The 15,510-nt window shown below is 68.8% G+C and carries 20 protein-coding genes; 4 read left to right on the forward strand and 16 right to left on the reverse strand.

The window, feature by feature from the left end; all coding sequences use genetic code 11:
• The gene (locus tag ACQEV1_RS52290) at positions 1 to 441 is read right to left on the reverse strand and encodes an NUDIX hydrolase (RefSeq protein WP_433405783.1); all 441 of its coding nucleotides are present in this window, start codon (positions 439 to 441) and stop codon (positions 1 to 3) included.
• 77 nt (positions 442 to 518) lie between these two features.
• Between ACQEV1_RS52290 and ACQEV1_RS52295 the strand changes: the two genes are divergently transcribed.
• Positions 519 to 1,226, forward strand: a complete 708-nt coding sequence (locus tag ACQEV1_RS52295; RefSeq protein ID WP_433405785.1) for a TauD/TfdA family dioxygenase — start codon at positions 519 to 521, stop codon at positions 1,224 to 1,226.
• Positions 1,227 to 1,317: 91 nt separating this feature from the next.
• On the opposite strand, the gene ACQEV1_RS52300 is transcribed toward ACQEV1_RS52295, so the two are convergent.
• From ACQEV1_RS52300 to ACQEV1_RS52310, 3 genes are all read right to left on the reverse strand, one after another.
• Entirely contained in the window at positions 1,318 to 1,581 is a 264-nt protein-coding gene (locus ACQEV1_RS52300) for a hypothetical protein (protein ID WP_433405787.1), read from the reverse strand.
• A 369-nt stretch (positions 1,582 to 1,950) separates the two neighbouring features.
• Positions 1,951 to 2,214 (reverse strand): hypothetical protein, encoded by a 264-nt coding sequence (locus ACQEV1_RS52305; protein ID WP_433405789.1) that lies wholly within the window; start codon positions 2,212 to 2,214, stop codon positions 1,951 to 1,953.
• A gap of 539 nt (positions 2,215 to 2,753) precedes the next feature.
• Complete coding sequence (locus tag ACQEV1_RS52310; RefSeq protein ID WP_433405791.1) at positions 2,754 to 3,098, reverse strand: hypothetical protein; 345 nt, start codon at positions 3,096 to 3,098, stop codon at positions 2,754 to 2,756.
• A 214-nt stretch (positions 3,099 to 3,312) separates the two neighbouring features.
• Here ACQEV1_RS52310 and ACQEV1_RS52315 point away from each other — a divergent pair, with 214 nt between their 5' ends.
• From ACQEV1_RS52315 to ACQEV1_RS52325, 3 genes are all read left to right on the forward strand, one after another.
• Positions 3,313 to 3,981: a DUF433 domain-containing protein gene (locus ACQEV1_RS52315; RefSeq protein ID WP_433405793.1), complete on the forward strand. Its 669-nt coding sequence runs from the start codon at positions 3,313 to 3,315 to the stop codon at positions 3,979 to 3,981.
• 86 nt (positions 3,982 to 4,067) lie between these two features.
• On the forward strand, positions 4,068 to 4,418 hold the full coding sequence (locus ACQEV1_RS52320) for a hypothetical protein (protein WP_433406171.1): 351 nt from the start codon (positions 4,068 to 4,070) through the stop codon (positions 4,416 to 4,418).
• Between the two features lie 136 nt (positions 4,419 to 4,554).
• Positions 4,555 to 4,962, forward strand: coding sequence for a hypothetical protein (locus ACQEV1_RS52325; protein WP_433405795.1), 408 nt, complete (start codon positions 4,555 to 4,557; stop codon positions 4,960 to 4,962).
• Positions 4,963 to 5,163: 201 nt separating this feature from the next.
• Here the strand turns inward: ACQEV1_RS52325 and ACQEV1_RS52330 are convergent, their stop codons facing one another.
• From ACQEV1_RS52330 to ACQEV1_RS52385, 12 genes are all read right to left on the reverse strand, one after another.
• Complete coding sequence (locus ACQEV1_RS52330) at positions 5,164 to 5,475, reverse strand: hypothetical protein (protein WP_433405797.1); 312 nt, start codon at positions 5,473 to 5,475, stop codon at positions 5,164 to 5,166.
• 56 nt (positions 5,476 to 5,531) lie between these two features.
• On the reverse strand, positions 5,532 to 6,311 hold the full coding sequence (locus tag ACQEV1_RS52335; RefSeq protein WP_433405799.1) for a hypothetical protein: 780 nt from the start codon (positions 6,309 to 6,311) through the stop codon (positions 5,532 to 5,534).
• 107 nt (positions 6,312 to 6,418) lie between these two features.
• Positions 6,419 to 7,474, reverse strand: coding sequence for a DUF1906 domain-containing protein (locus ACQEV1_RS52340; RefSeq protein WP_433405801.1), 1,056 nt, complete (start codon positions 7,472 to 7,474; stop codon positions 6,419 to 6,421).
• Positions 7,464 to 8,138, reverse strand: coding sequence for a CHAP domain-containing protein (locus ACQEV1_RS52345; RefSeq protein WP_433405803.1), 675 nt, complete (start codon positions 8,136 to 8,138; stop codon positions 7,464 to 7,466). Before ACQEV1_RS52345 ends, ACQEV1_RS52340 begins: the two co-directional genes overlap by 11 nt.
• A complete protein-coding gene (locus ACQEV1_RS52350) occupies positions 8,135 to 8,596 on the reverse strand; it encodes a hypothetical protein (protein ID WP_433405805.1) in 462 nt (153 codons plus the stop codon). The genes ACQEV1_RS52345 and ACQEV1_RS52350 overlap by 4 nt, the downstream gene beginning before the upstream one ends.
• Positions 8,596 to 8,901: a hypothetical protein gene (locus ACQEV1_RS52355; protein ID WP_433405807.1), complete on the reverse strand. Its 306-nt coding sequence runs from the start codon at positions 8,899 to 8,901 to the stop codon at positions 8,596 to 8,598. Before ACQEV1_RS52355 ends, ACQEV1_RS52350 begins: the two co-directional genes overlap by 1 nt.
• Positions 8,902 to 8,938: 37 nt before the next feature.
• A complete protein-coding gene (locus ACQEV1_RS52360; RefSeq protein WP_433405809.1) occupies positions 8,939 to 11,266 on the reverse strand; it encodes a glycosyl hydrolase family 28-related protein in 2,328 nt (775 codons plus the stop codon).
• 13 nt (positions 11,267 to 11,279) lie between these two features.
• Positions 11,280 to 11,903, reverse strand: a complete 624-nt coding sequence (locus ACQEV1_RS52365) for a hypothetical protein (RefSeq protein ID WP_433405811.1) — start codon at positions 11,901 to 11,903, stop codon at positions 11,280 to 11,282.
• Complete coding sequence (locus ACQEV1_RS52370) at positions 11,900 to 13,093, reverse strand: hypothetical protein (protein WP_433405813.1); 1,194 nt, start codon at positions 13,091 to 13,093, stop codon at positions 11,900 to 11,902. Before ACQEV1_RS52370 ends, ACQEV1_RS52365 begins: the two co-directional genes overlap by 4 nt.
• Entirely contained in the window at positions 13,093 to 14,013 is a 921-nt protein-coding gene (locus ACQEV1_RS52375) for a hypothetical protein (RefSeq protein WP_433405815.1), read from the reverse strand. Before ACQEV1_RS52375 ends, ACQEV1_RS52370 begins: the two co-directional genes overlap by 1 nt.
• A gap of 8 nt (positions 14,014 to 14,021) precedes the next feature.
• The gene (locus ACQEV1_RS52380) at positions 14,022 to 14,966 is read right to left on the reverse strand and encodes a hypothetical protein (protein WP_433405817.1); all 945 of its coding nucleotides are present in this window, start codon (positions 14,964 to 14,966) and stop codon (positions 14,022 to 14,024) included.
• A gap of 13 nt (positions 14,967 to 14,979) precedes the next feature.
• Positions 14,980 to 15,510: hypothetical protein (locus ACQEV1_RS52385; protein WP_433405819.1), on the reverse strand; the 531-nt coding region annotated here is incomplete at its 5' end.

A 15,510-nucleotide genomic window follows, 5' to 3' on the forward strand; every position in this document is an offset into this window, starting at 1 on the left:
TCACCCGTGCCATCCGGTGTACCAGGACGCGATGCTGTTCTTGTAGCCCTCCGGCATCCGGAGCCCCGGCACCTCAGCCTCGGTGAACAGGCCGATCTCCTTGTGCTCGTGGCTGAGCACGGGCGGCCGGTCCGTATCCAGCCGGCACCCGTAGGTGACGATCAGGACGTCCACGCCCTCGGTGATGTGGTACACCCAGCTGTCCAGGATCGCCTGGACTGTCACCGGCCAGGACGCCTCTTCGGCGATCTCTCTCGCCACGCACACGGCCGGGTCCTCGCCCAACTCGAGTTTGCCGCCGGGCAGCTCCCACTCATCGCGTTCGTTCCGTAGCAGCAGCACCCGGCCGTCGTGATCGAGGACCACGCCTTTCACGCTGACCGGGAAGCGGTGCGCCGCGTTGTCGGTGGCGGTCACCACCGCCGCCGTGATCTCACCCATAGCCGCACCCCAACACGCCCCATTGGCGCGCACCACAGCCGCCGGCGATCACCGATCAACAACCGAAGGAATCCTTGATGACCGTTGACCTTCGCGCCGACACCTGGCGCGACACAGCAATCGAGCTCCTGGCCACCTGCGGGCTCGTCATGTTCACCGGCCTGCGCGATCGCAACCACCTTCTGCGCGTGGCCCGCCGCCTGGTGACGATCCGCCCCCACCGCAGCGCCGGCGCCGACGGCGTCAGCGTCATCGCCGACCGCGCCGACCAGCGCAGCGGATACACCGCCTACAGCACCGCCGCGCTCCCGCCCCATACCGACGGCACGGCCATGCCCAACCCTGCTCACCTCATCATCTTGGCCTGCCAGGAACAGGCCGGCGCCGGCGGCGAATCCCTGGCGATCGACGGCCAGGCCGTCTACCGCACGCTCGCGGCGGAATATCCCTCCGAGCTGAAGGAGCTCTGCCGGCCGAACAGCGCGGTGTTCAACGGCCTTCGCTCCTCCGTCTTCGCACAGCTCAACGACGGCCGGGTAGTCGTCCGCTGCCGCTTCGACGAGCTCGTGCAATACGACCCGGCGGTCGCCAGCATCCTGGCGATCTTCAAGGCGGTCATCGCCAAGCACACCGAGACGGTCCGCCTCCGTCCGGGCGAGGGTTACATCATCGACAACTCCCGCTGGGCGCACGGGCGGGCTCAGTTCACCGGCACACGCGTGATGTTGAGGGTGCTCGGCGACCCGCTGCCCGACGCGAGGCTGCCTCTGGGGTTCATGCCCTGATCCACAGCAGTCGCCAGCCAGCCGATCGCCCACGCGCCACGAACGCCCCGCGCCCTCATGTGGAGGGACGGCGGGGCGTCGCGCTATCGGATCAGGCGCGCTTCCACCGCCACCGGCCGTTGCTGTACCGCGTGCACCGGTACCGCTTCCCGGTCTTGTACGCGTACCCGTAGTGCTTGTGCGCCGCAGCCGGGCAGTAGCTCCCCGGCGTGATGCATGTCCAGTGGCTGGTACCCGACACCCGATGGGCGTGGCAGCGTGCCTCAGCCGCCGCGCCTACCGACCCGGTCACCGCCACGGCACCGCCGGCGAGAGCCAGCGTGACCGCGGCCGTCACCGCGAACCTCTTCAGCACTCGAACTCCTCGATGAGAACGACGCGGGGTGATCCTGCGGTTCTACCGGTGACCAACCGGTAGCGGCGGCGGATGACCAGACACGGACCGCATGTGAACCAACCCGCCCGGTTCGGAGTCATCCACATCGCCGCAGGTAGATAGCCTGTCCCCATGCTCATGGTCGACGGGTACGGACGACGCCTCGAGGTGATCGTCCTGAACCGTGGCCATGGCCCGCAGACCTGGATCCGCGTCTCGTGGAGAGGCATCCTCCTCGGCCCCGGCGCCGCGTACGCCGGCATCGGCCCCGGTTACTACAGGACGGTGTCCGCCGCGCTCCGCCATGTCGATGTCGAGTCCCTCGTCGAGGTCATCGAGCTACCCCGGTTATCCGCCCGAGCTGTCGGCTTCCAACGCCTGCGCGCCAGCCATGGCTTTTCGGGCGGCTTCACGAAGCGCCATCCGCGCTTGGTAGGGCGTCTCGTGCTTCCGTGTTTCCTTGACGAGCTTGTGGGTCAGGTCTTGCAACCGCTGGCCGGCGGCCTTGAACGCCGCGTCGTCGCCGCTCTTGGCGGCCGCCGTGCGGGCCTGGTCAGCGACGAACCAGTCGACCTGGAGCTGGACGAGTTCGAGCGAGAAGGTGAAGCTCACGGCCACCAGTATGCGCGGCGGCCTCGTGGGTGATTTGTCCGGGTCGCCAACACTTCGTTTGCGAAGAAGTGTTGGCGACCGGTGGTTTCGCCTGGTTCTTCGGTACGGTCGTCCCCGCATCACCGCTTCATTCCCTCGGTCGGCACGGATCCGGCCGACCGGAGTGGATGGTCGGCCGGCTGGCCCTACATGGGTCGGTCCGTCCTGACCGGCCGCCCCGTACGGGCGGCTGCGGAAGGTGGTGCTGATGGCCGGGAAGCACCGGCGATCAAGACCGTACGGTGCCTGGCGGCTCCGACTTCAGCTGGTGAGGCTGCTCGTGGAGTCGCTGGTCATGAGATACGGGAACGGCCCCGGCCGCCGCTCCTGAAGGGAGCGGAGACCAGGGCCAGTTACTGGCCCTCGCGTTGACCAATGCCCGGACGGCGCGAGGGCCTTCGTAATTCGGCACGTCGGACGATCGGGGACATGTCGACGTTGCCCCGATCAACCTGAGCACACCGTACCGCGCGGAGTCTCGCGAGATGGCGAGAGACGGGCTACCAGCCCCGGGGAGCCTCCGGCCGGCGCCATCGGTTCCGCCGCTCGACGCCGACCGGCACCCACTCCTGCACGCGCTTGTCGTCGCGGTCCACGTCGGCGACTTCGAGAAGGAGCTCGGCGCCGCCGTCGTATCGGGTGTAGTTCGGGTCGGCCTCGTCGGCTGGGCGCAGGCCCAGCATGATCCCGGCCGCCTGCGCCAAGAGGTCCGTACGGTCGCCGGCGATTTCGCGGAGGCGCGCCAGCACGCCCGCACGGTGTTGGCCGGTCGGCGCCGTCCAGGTGCGGGTGGCGATGGTGAGCAGGGTGCTGATGACCCGCTGGTCCTGCTCGTGTTCCCCCATGACCGCAGGCTAGAACAGACGTTCGACTGATCGCCAGTGGGCGTCCCGTCGATCACTCGCTCGGGTGGCCGTGTACGGCCATCGGTGGAAACGGTCAGGCGATCTGGTCGATGGTCTGGTGAAACACCGGGCAAGGTGGCGGTGACTCTACGGGCATCGCCTGCCATCCTGGGGAAGGAGGCTGAAGAGTGACAGCAAGCGGAAGGGGGAAACCGTGACGAGCGTGCTGGACCGCGAGATGTACTCCGAGGCAGAGGCCGCTCGCCTTCTCGGCGTCCACCAATCCACGCTGCACTACTGGCTCGAAGGCGGCCAGAGCAGGGGCAAGACCTACCGGCCCATCATCCGCGAGGCCCCGAGAGGGGTCAGGACAGTGACGTGGGCTGAGTTCGTAGAGGCGGGCTTCCTGCGCGAATACAGGAACCGCAAGGTGCCCATGCTGGAGTTGCGGAAGTTCGTCGACGAGCTTCGGGACACCTTCGGTGTTCCTTATCCCCTCGCGGACCGCCGCCCCTTCGTCTCCGGCCGCCGCCTCGTCTATCAAGCGCAGGTGTCGGCCGGGTTGAACCCGGAGTACTGCCTCGTCTCCTTCATCGACGACCAGCTCATGCTCACCCCGCCCGCGGAGACATTCGTCGACCGTGTGGAGTGGGTCGACAACGTGGCCGCGCAGTGGCGACCCGACGACAACCCCAGATCCCCCGTCCGCGTCAATCCCGATATACGGTTCGGCCGGCCGAACATCGAGGGGATCAGCACTGAAGCGATCTGGGAACAGATCGAAGCCGGCGAGAACGTCTCCACAGTCGCGGACACATACGACCTCACCGTGCCCCAGGTGCGCTGGGCGTTGTCGTATGAGAACTCCGTGCGGGCGGCGTGAGCCGCGTCAAAGCGGCCAGGATCAGGTTCTACGTCGACGCTGACGTATTGGGTCTCGCTCATGTCCTGGTCCGGCTGCGCCCTGATGTGACCTACCCCGGAGACCCGGGTGGGCCTGTACACAAACGAAAACGCCCTGCGTGTCCGATTACGACACCGAAGACCCCCGACGAGGTGTGGATCCCCGAGGTGACCCATCGTGGGTGGTTGATCATCACCCGCGACAGCAAGATCCAGATCCGAAGACGGGAGATCCAGGCCGTTCGCGAGCACGGGGCCCGGATGATCGCGTTTGGTGGGGTGGATGCGATCAGCACCTTCGCCCAGCTGGAGATCCTCATGTGCCAGTGGCGGAACATCGAAGCACGTCTGGACGAGGACGGGCCGTTCATCTACGCGGCGAACCGAACGAGCTTCCGACCCGTGCCGCTCGGCTGAAGCGCAGCACGGCTACTCGCCCGGCGAGTACGCGCGAATCCGAGCGCCAAGGACTGGTCGCGGTGACCCATCCTTGCGCCAAGCCCCAGCGCGTCTCGACGCCGCACCAGCGTCAGCCGTCCTACGGTCACGCGACATGGCGAAGAAAAACGAGGCGTCGTGCTGCGAAGCCGCCGCCGAGGCAGACGAGGCCGACGCACCCGAGCGGACACTGACACTCACTGGTGAGGAAGCCGACGCCTGGGACGAGTTCGTCGGCGTGAAGACAGCACTCCGCATGATCAACACGGTCGTCGACAATGGCAGTAAAACGACCGACCCGGATAGGTGGTCCGAAGAGTGGGAGAAGCTATCAGCTGAGCAAAAGACAGAAGCGGCATACTTCCTGACGACTGTCGGCGGATGCGCTACATCCAAGGTCTCCGGGACGCCGCGTGAGTGGCTTCTCCTGGCCAGCACGCACTGGCTCATGCCCGAGGAAGTACGCCGGGTATCGACATCCTCAGACAACGTGACAGCGCTACAAGCTACAGGGACGGAGTGACGGCGCGAGCCGGAACGCTGTCGCGGCTCCGGGCCGAACCTCGAACATCGCCGGGTGCCCTCAGAAGCCCAGGGTCTCCGCATGCCGAAAGCCGCCGCCCTCCCGAGGAGGACGGCGGCTCTCTGGTGAGTGCTCCCAGGAGCCCGAAGGCTCCAGCGCCGAAGGCGCTCTCGATCCGGGTGATCAAAGTCTGCGGCCAGCCTACCGCTCGCCGGGCCTCGGCCAGTGCTCCCCGGTCGTCTCCTCGACGCGGCCCTGGATGACGATCGTCGCACCGGGCGGCAGGTAGAGCGGCGCTTGCCGACGCGCCAGGCCGGCGGACAGCAGCACCCGGCCGAGGCCCGGCCAGCGCTGTTCGACCCAGCGGGCGAGGGCGTAGTAAGCGGTCGTGAGAATGACGGCGACGATCTCGGTGACCGCACCGCCGGGCAGGTTGAGGCCGATCATCGCAGCCCAGGCGAGCAGGTGCCCGACGATGAGCGGCACGACGGTACGGGTGATCGAGTCGAGCATGGGTAGCCTCCTCAGGCGAGGTCGGAAAACTACAAGTCCCCACGCAATCGCGCAGGTCAGACGCGGATCTGCTTCACATCGATCTGCGCACGGAGCCGCGCGTACGTGGCCAGGCGCATCCGGCCGTAGCCGTTGTCGCCCCACGAGCGGTTCCACGAGTTCGGGAAGCGAATCACCGAGTTCTCCGGCGCCCGCTCGTCCCAGGTCTCCAGCGCGACCACACAGAACTCGTGGCCGCCGGCGACCTCGGAGGACTCCCAACCGCCTTCGTCGACGAATCCGTCCGGGCCCGGCTCGAACCACGCTTCGTACCAGGGCGCGCCGAACATGATGCTGCCGCGTTGGAGGAGCGCCGCGACGCCTTCCAGCGTGGTCGCCCAGGTGTAGGAGCCGATCAGGCCGCGGGCCTTGAGAACCTTGCAGACACCGAGGCCGCTGCTGCCGCAGTCGGTCGGTGGAAACGCCACGTCGGGGTACTCGTCCGCGCGCGTGACCTTGGGGTACAACCGGATCGCGAACCGCTCGTCCAGGACCTCGCCTGCCGCACGTACGCGCTCGGACAGCGCCGGGGAGGTCGAGAGGGAGTAGGTGCCCGCGTTGCAGGTGCACGAGCCGAGCCCATCGACGTCGGTCGCGCCGGGCACGAGCTGGGAGACGTGGATGCCCTGGGCGAGCAGGTTGGACTGGTCGAGGATCGGGATCGAGATCGGGTGGTCGACCGGCTTGATGGTCGGCGGGGTCTCCTGCCGCTCGATCGCGTACGGCAGCGACCGGTCGTCGAGGAGCATGTGCCGGCCGAGCAGCGGGTGGTAAGGGAATCGCTGGACGTGGACCACTCATGCCTCCTGGCATGACGAAGCCCCGCACGATGGCGGGGCCGAGAGTTGAAGAGGTTGGGCGAAGAGGTGAAGGTCAGGCGGGGACCCAGCGGCCTTCGCGTAGCTCAGTACCGGAAGAGGCTGGCCTTGGCCATCGTGACCGGCTTGCCGTCGGCTCCGGCGGCGACGACCGTGAGGTCCTTCTCGCTGGTGTTGTGGATCCGCAGCCGCAGCCGGTTCGAGTCGTTCAGGCCGAACTGGCCGCCGATCTCCCCGTGCACGACGCCCTGGGCGTCGGCGATGTAGGTGAAGGGGCCCCATCCGTTGTCGATGAACGTCCCGTCGTCCTTGACCCGCACCCACGCGACCTCGACCGCGTCGCCCTGGGCGAGGCCCGCGAACGTGAACTCGGCGTCCAGGACCGCCCACAGGCTCTCCTTGGCGATGGCCACGGAGGTGCCGCCGTCGCCGTGCAGGCCGTGCTTGTCGGTGTACTCCTCCGTCCACTTCGCGTCGGCGGTCTTGCCAGCCTTGATGACCTGGGCGCCGTCGACGCCGAGGGAGCTCACCTGTGCCATGTCGTCCTCTCCTTCTGGGCTGACGCCGACGCGCCACTGTCCGTAATCGCTGGTCATTGCTCGGTTGTAGTCACAGCCGACGCCGCCGAGCGTGTGGCCGTTGCTGTACTGCTGCAGGTGCACCCCGGCCGCCCAACGGCCGCCGGACCAGGCGTAGGTCTGCCACGCCCAGCGGGCCTTGCCGACGGCGAGCGCCCGGGAGACGGGCCCGTACCCGCCGTAGATCCCGACCCGGTCCCGGCCGAGCACGGACGCGGCACCGTCGAGGTAGGCGTTGATCGCGGACTGCTGGCTCACCGTGGCGTCCCAGTCGACCGCGAAGTAGATCGGGCGGCCGTCGGGCATCCCGCACACTTGTGCCTGGGACAGCGCGTCTCGGGCGTCCGTGGTACCGGCCGCCTTGCCGTCCAGTGCGCGCTTGGCGGTGGTCTCCCAGACCGCAACGATCCAGACGCCGGCCTCGGACAGCCCGCGGGCCTCGGCCGCCGTGAGGTTCTTGGACGGGCTGTGGGACAGGTACCGGCAGACGAACGTCTTGCCGGCCGCGAGGAGTGCGGCGAGCGAGGGGCGGCCCCAGGCGTAGTCGATCCCCTCAGCCGACACCGAGGCTCACCACCATGGCCACGTCGTCGGCGCCCGCGTACGGCGGGCGGCCGCGGCCCACGACGTACGTCGCGTCGCGGTGCTCACGGCGGCACTTGTCGCCGATGTTGCACTCGATCGTGGTGAAGCTGCCGTCCGCGTAGACGTGCTCAACGATGCCGACGTGTTCAATGTCGTCGATGCTCTTGCCGCGCGACCAGGAGAAGAAGACGACGTCGCCCGGCTGAAGGTCGTCGGCGCCGTAGTCCCACAGGCCGCGGTGCTTGAAGTCGGCGGCGTGTGCCGGGGTGAAGGCGAACCCGCGGCCGAGGCCGCCGCAGACGGCGTCGATGTTGCCGGAGTGGATCGCCGCGACGCTGACGCCCATGTCGCACCACGGCCCGTCGCCGATACGCGCGATCTTGGCGTTGTACTCGACGGTGACTGCGTTGTGGTTGGCCGGACGCTCGCCCATCCCCAAGAACGCCACCATCGCGGCGACCATCGCCGCGGCGGTGCCCGACACGATCGCCGCCTTCGCCTTCGCGCCGTACCGGCCAGCGGCAGGCTGCTCGTCGAACAGGCGCGGATCTTGGGAGATCTCCGAGATGCCCGGGAGCGGCGGCACGTAGGACGGCAGCTCGTTGGCGTGCGCCTCGATCTCCTGCTCGGTCCAGTTGGTCACTTCCGACCTCCTACGGTCACGTCCACGCCGACGTCCGGCAGGACCCCCAGCGGCAGCCGCGCGGACAGGTTCAGGCCGCCCGCGGGCGAGCCGCCGGACGTGGGCTCAGCTGTCGGTGACGGGCGAGCTGTCTGGCCGCCACCGCTCGAGCTGGCGCCGGAGCTCCCGCCCGAGCCGCTCTTCGCGCCCGCCGCTCCGGAGTGCCCTGCCCGCTCGCTCGCCGCGAGGAGCGTGCGGCCAGCGCTCGGTTCGGCGTCCGATGGGCGCGGGCTCGGAGACCGGCGGTCGGCGGCCGGCGGCCGGGCGGTCACGGTGGCTGTTGCGGTCGGTCGTGCCTGGGCCGCCTCGCGGCCCTGCCGCCATCCGGCCGCTGTCGAGCTGAGGAAGCTCGCGAGCAGCACGACACCGGCCGCGCCCGCCGCGTAGCTCACACGCTCGGCGGCGTGTTTGGCCTGCATCAATGGCCTCCTTTGAAGGCGATGAGAATGAGGCTGGTCACGAGCGTGCCGGCCGCCGCCCAGACCGCGTTCGCCGCGCGCCGGCGCGCGGTCGTGACCTCCTCTTTGACCTCGCCGAGTTGCTCCCGGAGGGCATCACGCTCGGTCTGCCAGACCTCTTTCAGCACGTAGTCCTTGAACTGCATGGACAGTTGCTGGAGTGCTACGCCGAGCTGGGTCTCCAGCTTCGCGATCGCGGATGAGGTCTCGGCGTGGTCGCGTTCGAGGAGCCGCTTGAGTTCGCCGTTGCTGGGCTCATCGCTCACTCAGACCCCCTGGTTGTTGTCGGTCAGGCGGGCGGAGTCAGGCGGTAGCGATGAACTTCTCAGTGCTACTGACCGTCGACGTGGTGCCGTTGTCGGTGACGTTCGCAACCTGCGTTGTCCCCCAGCCGCGGAAGTAGTTCGCTGCGGCGAACGCATCCGTGCTGCTTGCCGTGATGACCAGGGCGATCAGGCCGGTGCCGCCATTGCCTTTCCAGACGTAGTTGCTGTTGAACAGGCACTGGCTGGCGTTGATCTCTGCGGATGCTTTGGATACGTTCCCGCAGTTCCGGAAGCGGTTAGCGACCAGAGACGTCGCCGCGGAGTCGATCTGCGCACCGGTGGTCGAGCAGCTCACCAGGTTGTTGCCCTGCACGACGCCGCCGGCCCCGCTGACGGAGTTGGCCTCGCGGACGTGGATCCCGTACGCCGCGGTGTCGAGCTTGTTGTCGGACACGACCGCGTTGGCGCTGGAGACGAGGTCGATGGCCTTGCATCCCGTCGCGGATCCGGTCTTGACCGTGTTGCCGTCGATGACGGCGTCGGCGGTGTTCACGACCTCGACGGCGGCGGCCGTGGCCCAGGTCTTGATGATGTTCGCCGCGATCGTCGCCTCGCGGGCCGGGACACTGGAGGGGGTGGTGAGGCCGAGGACGCTGATCACGCCAGACACGATGGCCGCGCCGTTGTTCTGCACGCCCATGTTGCGGAAGGTGTTGCCGACTACGTTGATGGACTCGCCGCCGACCGTCGCGCCGGACGGGACCTCGAAGCGGACGCCGCCGTTGCTGTCGACGCACGTGTTGCCCTGGACGACGACGTCGAGCCAGTTGTAAGCCCTGACCAGGTAGTCGTTGAGAGCTTGGCCGTGGTTGCCGATGACGCGGATCTTCTTGTGGAAGACCGTGTCGGCGTAGGAGTGGCTGCCGACGAGCCGACCGTACGAGCCGAGCGACCCATACGCCCGCGCGGTGCAGCCGGTGACCAGCACCCCGTCGCACGGGGTGCTGTCGTAGGCGCCGGAGCCGATCCCCGGCAGCACACCGGAGTTGAGTGCCAGGTCGATCTGGACGGCCTCGGAGATCTGCCGGTTGCTGGCGACGGGGTTGAACCCCTCGAACACGCAGTCCCGGACGATCGCGTCCTGGCTGGAGTTGATCTCCACGCCGTGCCAATCGCGCACGTTCCGGACCGTAACGCCATCGACCCGGATGCCCTTCGCGTGCGCAAAGATGATCGCCGTCACGCTGCCTGTGAGCACGTCGCCGGCCGCGTCCCAGACCCCGCCGGAGATCCGGATGCCGCTGCGGCCGCCGTACGCCGTGGGCGCGTAGTCGCTGGCGAAGTTCTTGATCATGTACTGCATCGACGCCGCCCCGCGCTTGAGCGTCGCGCCGGGCATCAGGTCGAGGTGGACCGACGACTTGATCTCCAGCTCCTCCTCGAGAAGGTACGTGCCGGGCGGGACGATGACGCGGCCGCCCGGCGCGGTGGAGGCGACCAGGTCGAGGACGGCCTGGATGGCGTTGCTGTCGTCGTTGACGCCGTCGCCGAGGGCACCGTAGTCGGTGACGGCGTAGCCGTTCGCGCCCGCGATCTGCGCGGGCAGTTGGGAGGGCAGGACTCGGCCGTCGGAGCCGAGGGTGGCGAGGCCGAGTGCCTGACCGCGGCTGGACTCGATGACGTCCAGGCGGTCGGACATCCCACCCGGTCCAGTGATGTAGCCCTCGATGGCGATGACCCGGTCGTCGGTGTCGCTGGGCTCGATCAGTACCGGGTCGACGCCCTCGATCACTCCGGTGTCGCTGCCGATGATGTACAGGTTCGGCGTCTTGTTCAGGTCGAGGAAGCCCGGGTAGTAGCCGCGGGCGTCGGCGACGAGGACGCCTCCGGGGATCGGTGTGCCGTCCAGGGTGGTGATGTTGATGACCTGGTTGGCTCCGTTCCCGCCGAGTACGCCGTCCCACAGGGTGCCGTGCGCGCCCGGGATCGGACGTCCCTGGGCATCGGCGGCCTGGTACGGGACACGGTCGTAGCGGCGCGCGGAGGCGAGCTGGGCGTCGTAGTTCGGGATCGCGGCCACGATGACGAGTTCGGTGGTGACGACCGGCGTGCCGCCGGAGGTGCCGGACCAGGTGACGAGGTAGCCGCCCGGCGTCTGGTCGACGGGGACATCCCAGTCGTAGGTCCACACGCCGGTGTCGGGGTGGACGATCCCGCTGGACGTCGCGCCCAGCACCGTCGTGGTGCCGTCGGCCGAGGCGATCGCGATGGTGACGTCGTCGAGGTCCGCCGGCGGGCCGCCTGGGTACTCGAAGATCTGGTTGAGCAGCGTGGCGGTGGCGCCCTGCCGGACGGTCGTGGTCACCTGTTCCTCCTCCTCAGAGCGGACCGTGTACGGTGCCGGTGGCGTCGCGGTAGTAGAGCCGGTTGCCCTTGACGTAGAGCACGACGCAATCAGCCGGCGGGGCGGGCGGGTCGGTCGTGCGCGAGTTGGTGTAGAGGAGCAGCCCGCCGTCGGCAGAGATGTCGACGATGCTGCCGTTGGAGTCGCCGACGCCCCGCGCGGACAGGCTGACGGTGGCACGGGAGTTTCCGCCGCCGGAGTCTTGGACATCGGCGTAGACCTCGGCCTGAACGGTGGCGCTATCGCCGTCGACTCGGCTGACCTGGAGGTTCGTGAAATATGGGCCGTCCCAGATCAGCGCGCGCGTCCCGAACGGGAAGATGGTGCCGGCGTCGCTGGTGCTGTCGAGGATTGCACCGCCCGTCCCGTGCGCGGCGAGGGTCGTGGGTGGGCCTTCCGCGTTGTTGAACCTGATGTGCGACTCGCCGGCGCTGATCTCGATCCGCGACGGCGACGCGGGATCGCCGACGACCAGTTGCCCGCTGGAGAAGCTGGTCTTGGCGGCGCGCGGTGCGGTCTCCAGAGCGCGGAGCCGCCGTTTGATGTCGGCGAGTTCGCGAGCCAGCGTGCGTTCGTCGCGGGGCATGTTCTGCGTCATGCGGCCGCTCCCGTGTCCCGGGGGTCCTCGATCACCAACGTCGTTCGTTCCTTCGGACCGGGCGTGATTCTGAGAGAGATGACGCGCGCGGAGATTTCCTTCGGCGTCACCGTCGAGCCGGGGAATCGCGCCTCGTCGCTGATCCGGGCGCGGACGTAGTCGCCCGGCGCGACGTTCGGCACGCCGATCAGGTTGAAGCTCGGGACGGTGATGTCGCCTTGGGTGCGCGCCAGCTCAGCGGCGGCGTGCTGCGCGGCGATGCTCTGCACTGAGTCGTTCTTGTAGCTCGCGGTGGTCTCCAAGAGCGGGTAGCCGCCCCGGAGTTCGGCCGCGTTGACGGCCTCCGCCCAGACCATCGCTTCTTCCTCGCCGGCGCCGAGCGCCGCGAGATAGTTCGGGCTGTTCTCGCCGTCCTCGGGGTAGACGTAGTCGGCGATCGTGCCGGGGTACTCCAGCGTCAGGGAGTCAGCGTCGAACGGCCGGCCGACGTGGGGGTAGCCGAGGACCAGGCGGCGCCGCAGCCGGTTGTCCTGGTCGAAGAACGAGTCGACGCGCCACTCGAACCCCACCGAGCTGGCAAGGTCGTCGAAGAGCTTGCCGTAGTAGTCGAAGGTGTACCCGTGGTACGCGCCGGCGTCGTCTTCGGTGTCGCGGCGGTCGATGAGCTGCCCGGACATGACGGTGGGGTCGGCGATCACGCCGATGTCGCCGACCGGCATGTCCTCGAACATCACGGCTTGGGCGTCGCTCAACAAGGCCCTGAAGACGTCGAACGCGTCGGTCTGCGTGAACTCGAGGGTCTTGCGGGAGCCGTACCCGTCCGTCGGGCGGAGCACCCGGTGCTTGTCGAAGTAGCTCCGGACCTCCATGCAGGAGACGGTCATGACCTTGGCGCTGGCCTTGTAGTCGGGTCGGTTCCAGATGAGGTACTCGCCCATCGCCTGGTCGTCGCGGCAGGGCACGAGCGTCGTACGACGCGGCTGCGCCCGCCCCCAAGGGTCCATCTTCTGCACGAGCGGGTCGTCGACCGGCAGCGTGGCCGTCAGCGTTCCTGCCTCGGGTAGCGAGCGGTCGAACGGCTGAACGTCGAAAGGTACGTGCTCGGCGATCTGCTCGCCGGTGGCCAGGTCGTGCAGGGCGTACCGCCACTCGCCTGGCTCGGAGACCGGGGCGGCGTCCAGGACCGCCATCAGGCGACCGGCTCGGCGAGGAGCTGCCCGGCGGAGAACGTGACCGTGCTTGAGCTGCCGGAGGAGATCCGCCACATCGGCGTGATGGTGATCGCGCCGCCCGGGGTGAGGCCGTCGATGTAGGTCGTCCGCGAGCCGGAGTGGGAGGCGTTACCGCATGCGAGCACTGCCTTGGAGTCGAGCGGGTCGACGCTGATCGTGTTCGCGCCGGACACCCGGTAGGAGATCCGGATGCTGGAGACGTCGGTGTTGGTGTTGGACATGTTCCCGCCGCTGATCGTGAACTTGATGGCGCCGGAGGCGGGAACCGCCATGGTGATGGGGGGCCACTGCGCGCTGGTGAAGTCCACCCACGTGCTCGTGCTGCCCCACCCGGGCGGAGAGACGAAGTCAGACTTCCTGGGCCGCAGGGACTGCATAGCCGACGGGGCGACGATCGTGACGTCCTGCGCCCGGATGAAGCCGTTGGTCTCGGCGGCGGCCTGCACGTACGCGTTCGCGACCCGCAGCGTGTACGCGCCCGGCGCGTCGGCCGGCGGCAGCGCGGGCGGCGACGGCACGCTGGCCGGCGTGCCGGTGAGGATCCGGTACAGGTAGGTCGAGGTGGCGTCGCCGTTGTCGAGGACCTGCGCGATCAGGCTGTCAATACGCGGCTGCGTCGCGCTCGATGGGGCGATGTCGAGGTCGACCTGCGTGGAGTTCGCGAGCGGGTAGTAGCCGCTCTGCCCGTCGTCGACGACGCAGAGGCCGGCCGGCAGGCGGAGCTTCATCGCCGGCGTGGGCAGCGCGGAGACGGTGAGCCCGCGGACGATGCCCGCGCGGTCGTACAGGCCGCCGAGGATCTCCCGGCGCATCTGCGCCGCGTTGACCTGGACGCCGTCCATCCACGCCGGGGCGAGCGCCGCGACAGAGTTTGCCATCGTGTCTCCTACTCCCAGGCGGGGCTGAATTGGACTGATGCGGTCGCGAGCATGGCCGGATCGGTGGCTGTACCGCGCAGGTGAAGGGTGTTGTCGCCGGGAGCGATCACCCAGCGGCTCGTCACCGCGCTGCCGACCGCAGGCGACCTGGGCGCGACGCCGTTGAGGAGGGCGACGCCGGCATGGCAGTCGACGAGGAGATAGTCAGTCGCGCCGAGTGTGAGGTCATAGGCCAGCGTGAGGCCCGTGGCCGCATTGGTGATGGCGAGGCCGGCGCCGGGCCCGTTGAGGCGCACGAGCGGCTGCGTGGCGATCTGGCCGACGTTGGTGACGGTGACGGTGTCGGTGCCGCCGGACCGGGGCGGCAGTGTGATCGGCGGCGTCCACGGCGGGGCGAGGCCGAGCGCGGGCTGGACGACGGCCAGGTCCTCGGCCACGGCATTCAGCCCGTACTTACGGAAGTCGGGCGCGAGGATCGCCACGGAGAACTTGGAGTGCACCTCGTCCAGCGGCTTGACCATGAGCCGGCCACTGCGCCGGCCCATCACGTACTTCGGGACGACCTCGTCAATCCGGAGCCGTATGAGCCGGCGGGGAGGAACGGCCTGGCGGAGCTGGTACTCGGCCGCCTCCCGCAGCTCATAGGTCGGGGCGGTGAGCAAGCCCTCGATCGTGACGATCCGGCCCGCGTAGAAGTTCTGCGCGTCCCAGGAGCCGTCTTCGCCGACCTTGGCCTCGGCCTGCTCCTGCAGGTCGGCCGAGTCCCAGCCGTCGAGATCCTGCATCCTCCAGTCCACATACGCGTCGTCGACGGCGTTGAGGGGGATGACGATCCCCGACCCACCCGGCCCCGTGTCGTCGATGACGCCGGTGAGCCTCGAGGTTTTCGTGCCCGGCCGCAGGCTGGTGGGAGTGCCCGGTGCGACCGGAGGCTCTACAGCGGGGATCGACACCGGGCACCTCCTTTCAGCCGAGCTGCCAGGCGATTTCGCGGTTGACGGTGTGGGCGAGCTCGGCCTTGTCCATCTCCTGCGTCGGGAACGTGTTGTGGATCGTCGGCCCGGCCACGACCGGCGCCGGGGCCGGCGCTGCGCGGCCGCCGGACGCGCCGGAGACCAGGTGGCGGATGAACTGGTCGAACGTGCCGTCGTTCATGGCGTTCAGGAAGGGCCGGTACCGCCGGGCCGGGCCGTCGCGGACCATGAACTCCCCGCGGGTGGCGCGGATGAGGTTCGCGTCGACGCCGGGCCGGCCGGTGATCTCGCCGCCGCGGGCGTACCCGTGCGCGTGCATGTCGGCCACCAGCGCCCGCCCGGCCGCGGTCTTGCCGAGGTCGGTGAGCATCGAGTTGACGGCGAGCGCGAGCACATCCGGAGTCAGGCCGGTCGCGGTGAGCAGCCCCACCCACGACGAGCCCTGCCCGGCCTTGATCGCGGCGCGGGCGGTCAGGATCGACGGCAGGTTCGCGAGCTGCTGAGCCTGCTGCTGAGCCTGGCC

This window comes from Actinoallomurus sp. CA-142502 (assembly GCF_050936355.1).
In the GTDB taxonomy this organism is placed as follows: Bacteria; Actinomycetota; Actinomycetes; order Streptosporangiales; family Streptosporangiaceae; genus Actinoallomurus; species Actinoallomurus iriomotensis.

Coding starts and splice junctions, on each gene's coding strand:
- ACQEV1_RS52330 (WP_433405797.1), bottom strand. CDS start 5,475: ATGCTCGACTCGATCACCCGTACCGTCGTGCCGCTCATCGTCGGGCAC.
- ACQEV1_RS52310 (WP_433405791.1), bottom strand. CDS start 3,098: ATGGGGGAACACGAGCAGGACCAGCGGGTCATCAGCACCCTGCTCACC.
- ACQEV1_RS52350 (WP_433405805.1), bottom strand. CDS start 8,596: ATGCAGGCCAAACACGCCGCCGAGCGTGTGAGCTACGCGGCGGGCGCG.
- ACQEV1_RS52295 (WP_433405785.1), top strand. CDS start 519: ATGACCGTTGACCTTCGCGCCGACACCTGGCGCGACACAGCAATCGAG.
- ACQEV1_RS52325 (WP_433405795.1), top strand. CDS start 4,555: ATGGCGAAGAAAAACGAGGCGTCGTGCTGCGAAGCCGCCGCCGAGGCA.
- ACQEV1_RS52370 (WP_433405813.1), bottom strand. CDS start 13,093: ATGGCGGTCCTGGACGCCGCCCCGGTCTCCGAGCCAGGCGAGTGGCGG.
- ACQEV1_RS52365 (WP_433405811.1), bottom strand. CDS start 11,903: ATGACGCAGAACATGCCCCGCGACGAACGCACGCTGGCTCGCGAACTC.
- ACQEV1_RS52290 (WP_433405783.1), bottom strand. CDS start 441: ATGGGTGAGATCACGGCGGCGGTGGTGACCGCCACCGACAACGCGGCG.
- ACQEV1_RS52375 (WP_433405815.1), bottom strand. CDS start 14,013: ATGGCAAACTCTGTCGCGGCGCTCGCCCCGGCGTGGATGGACGGCGTC.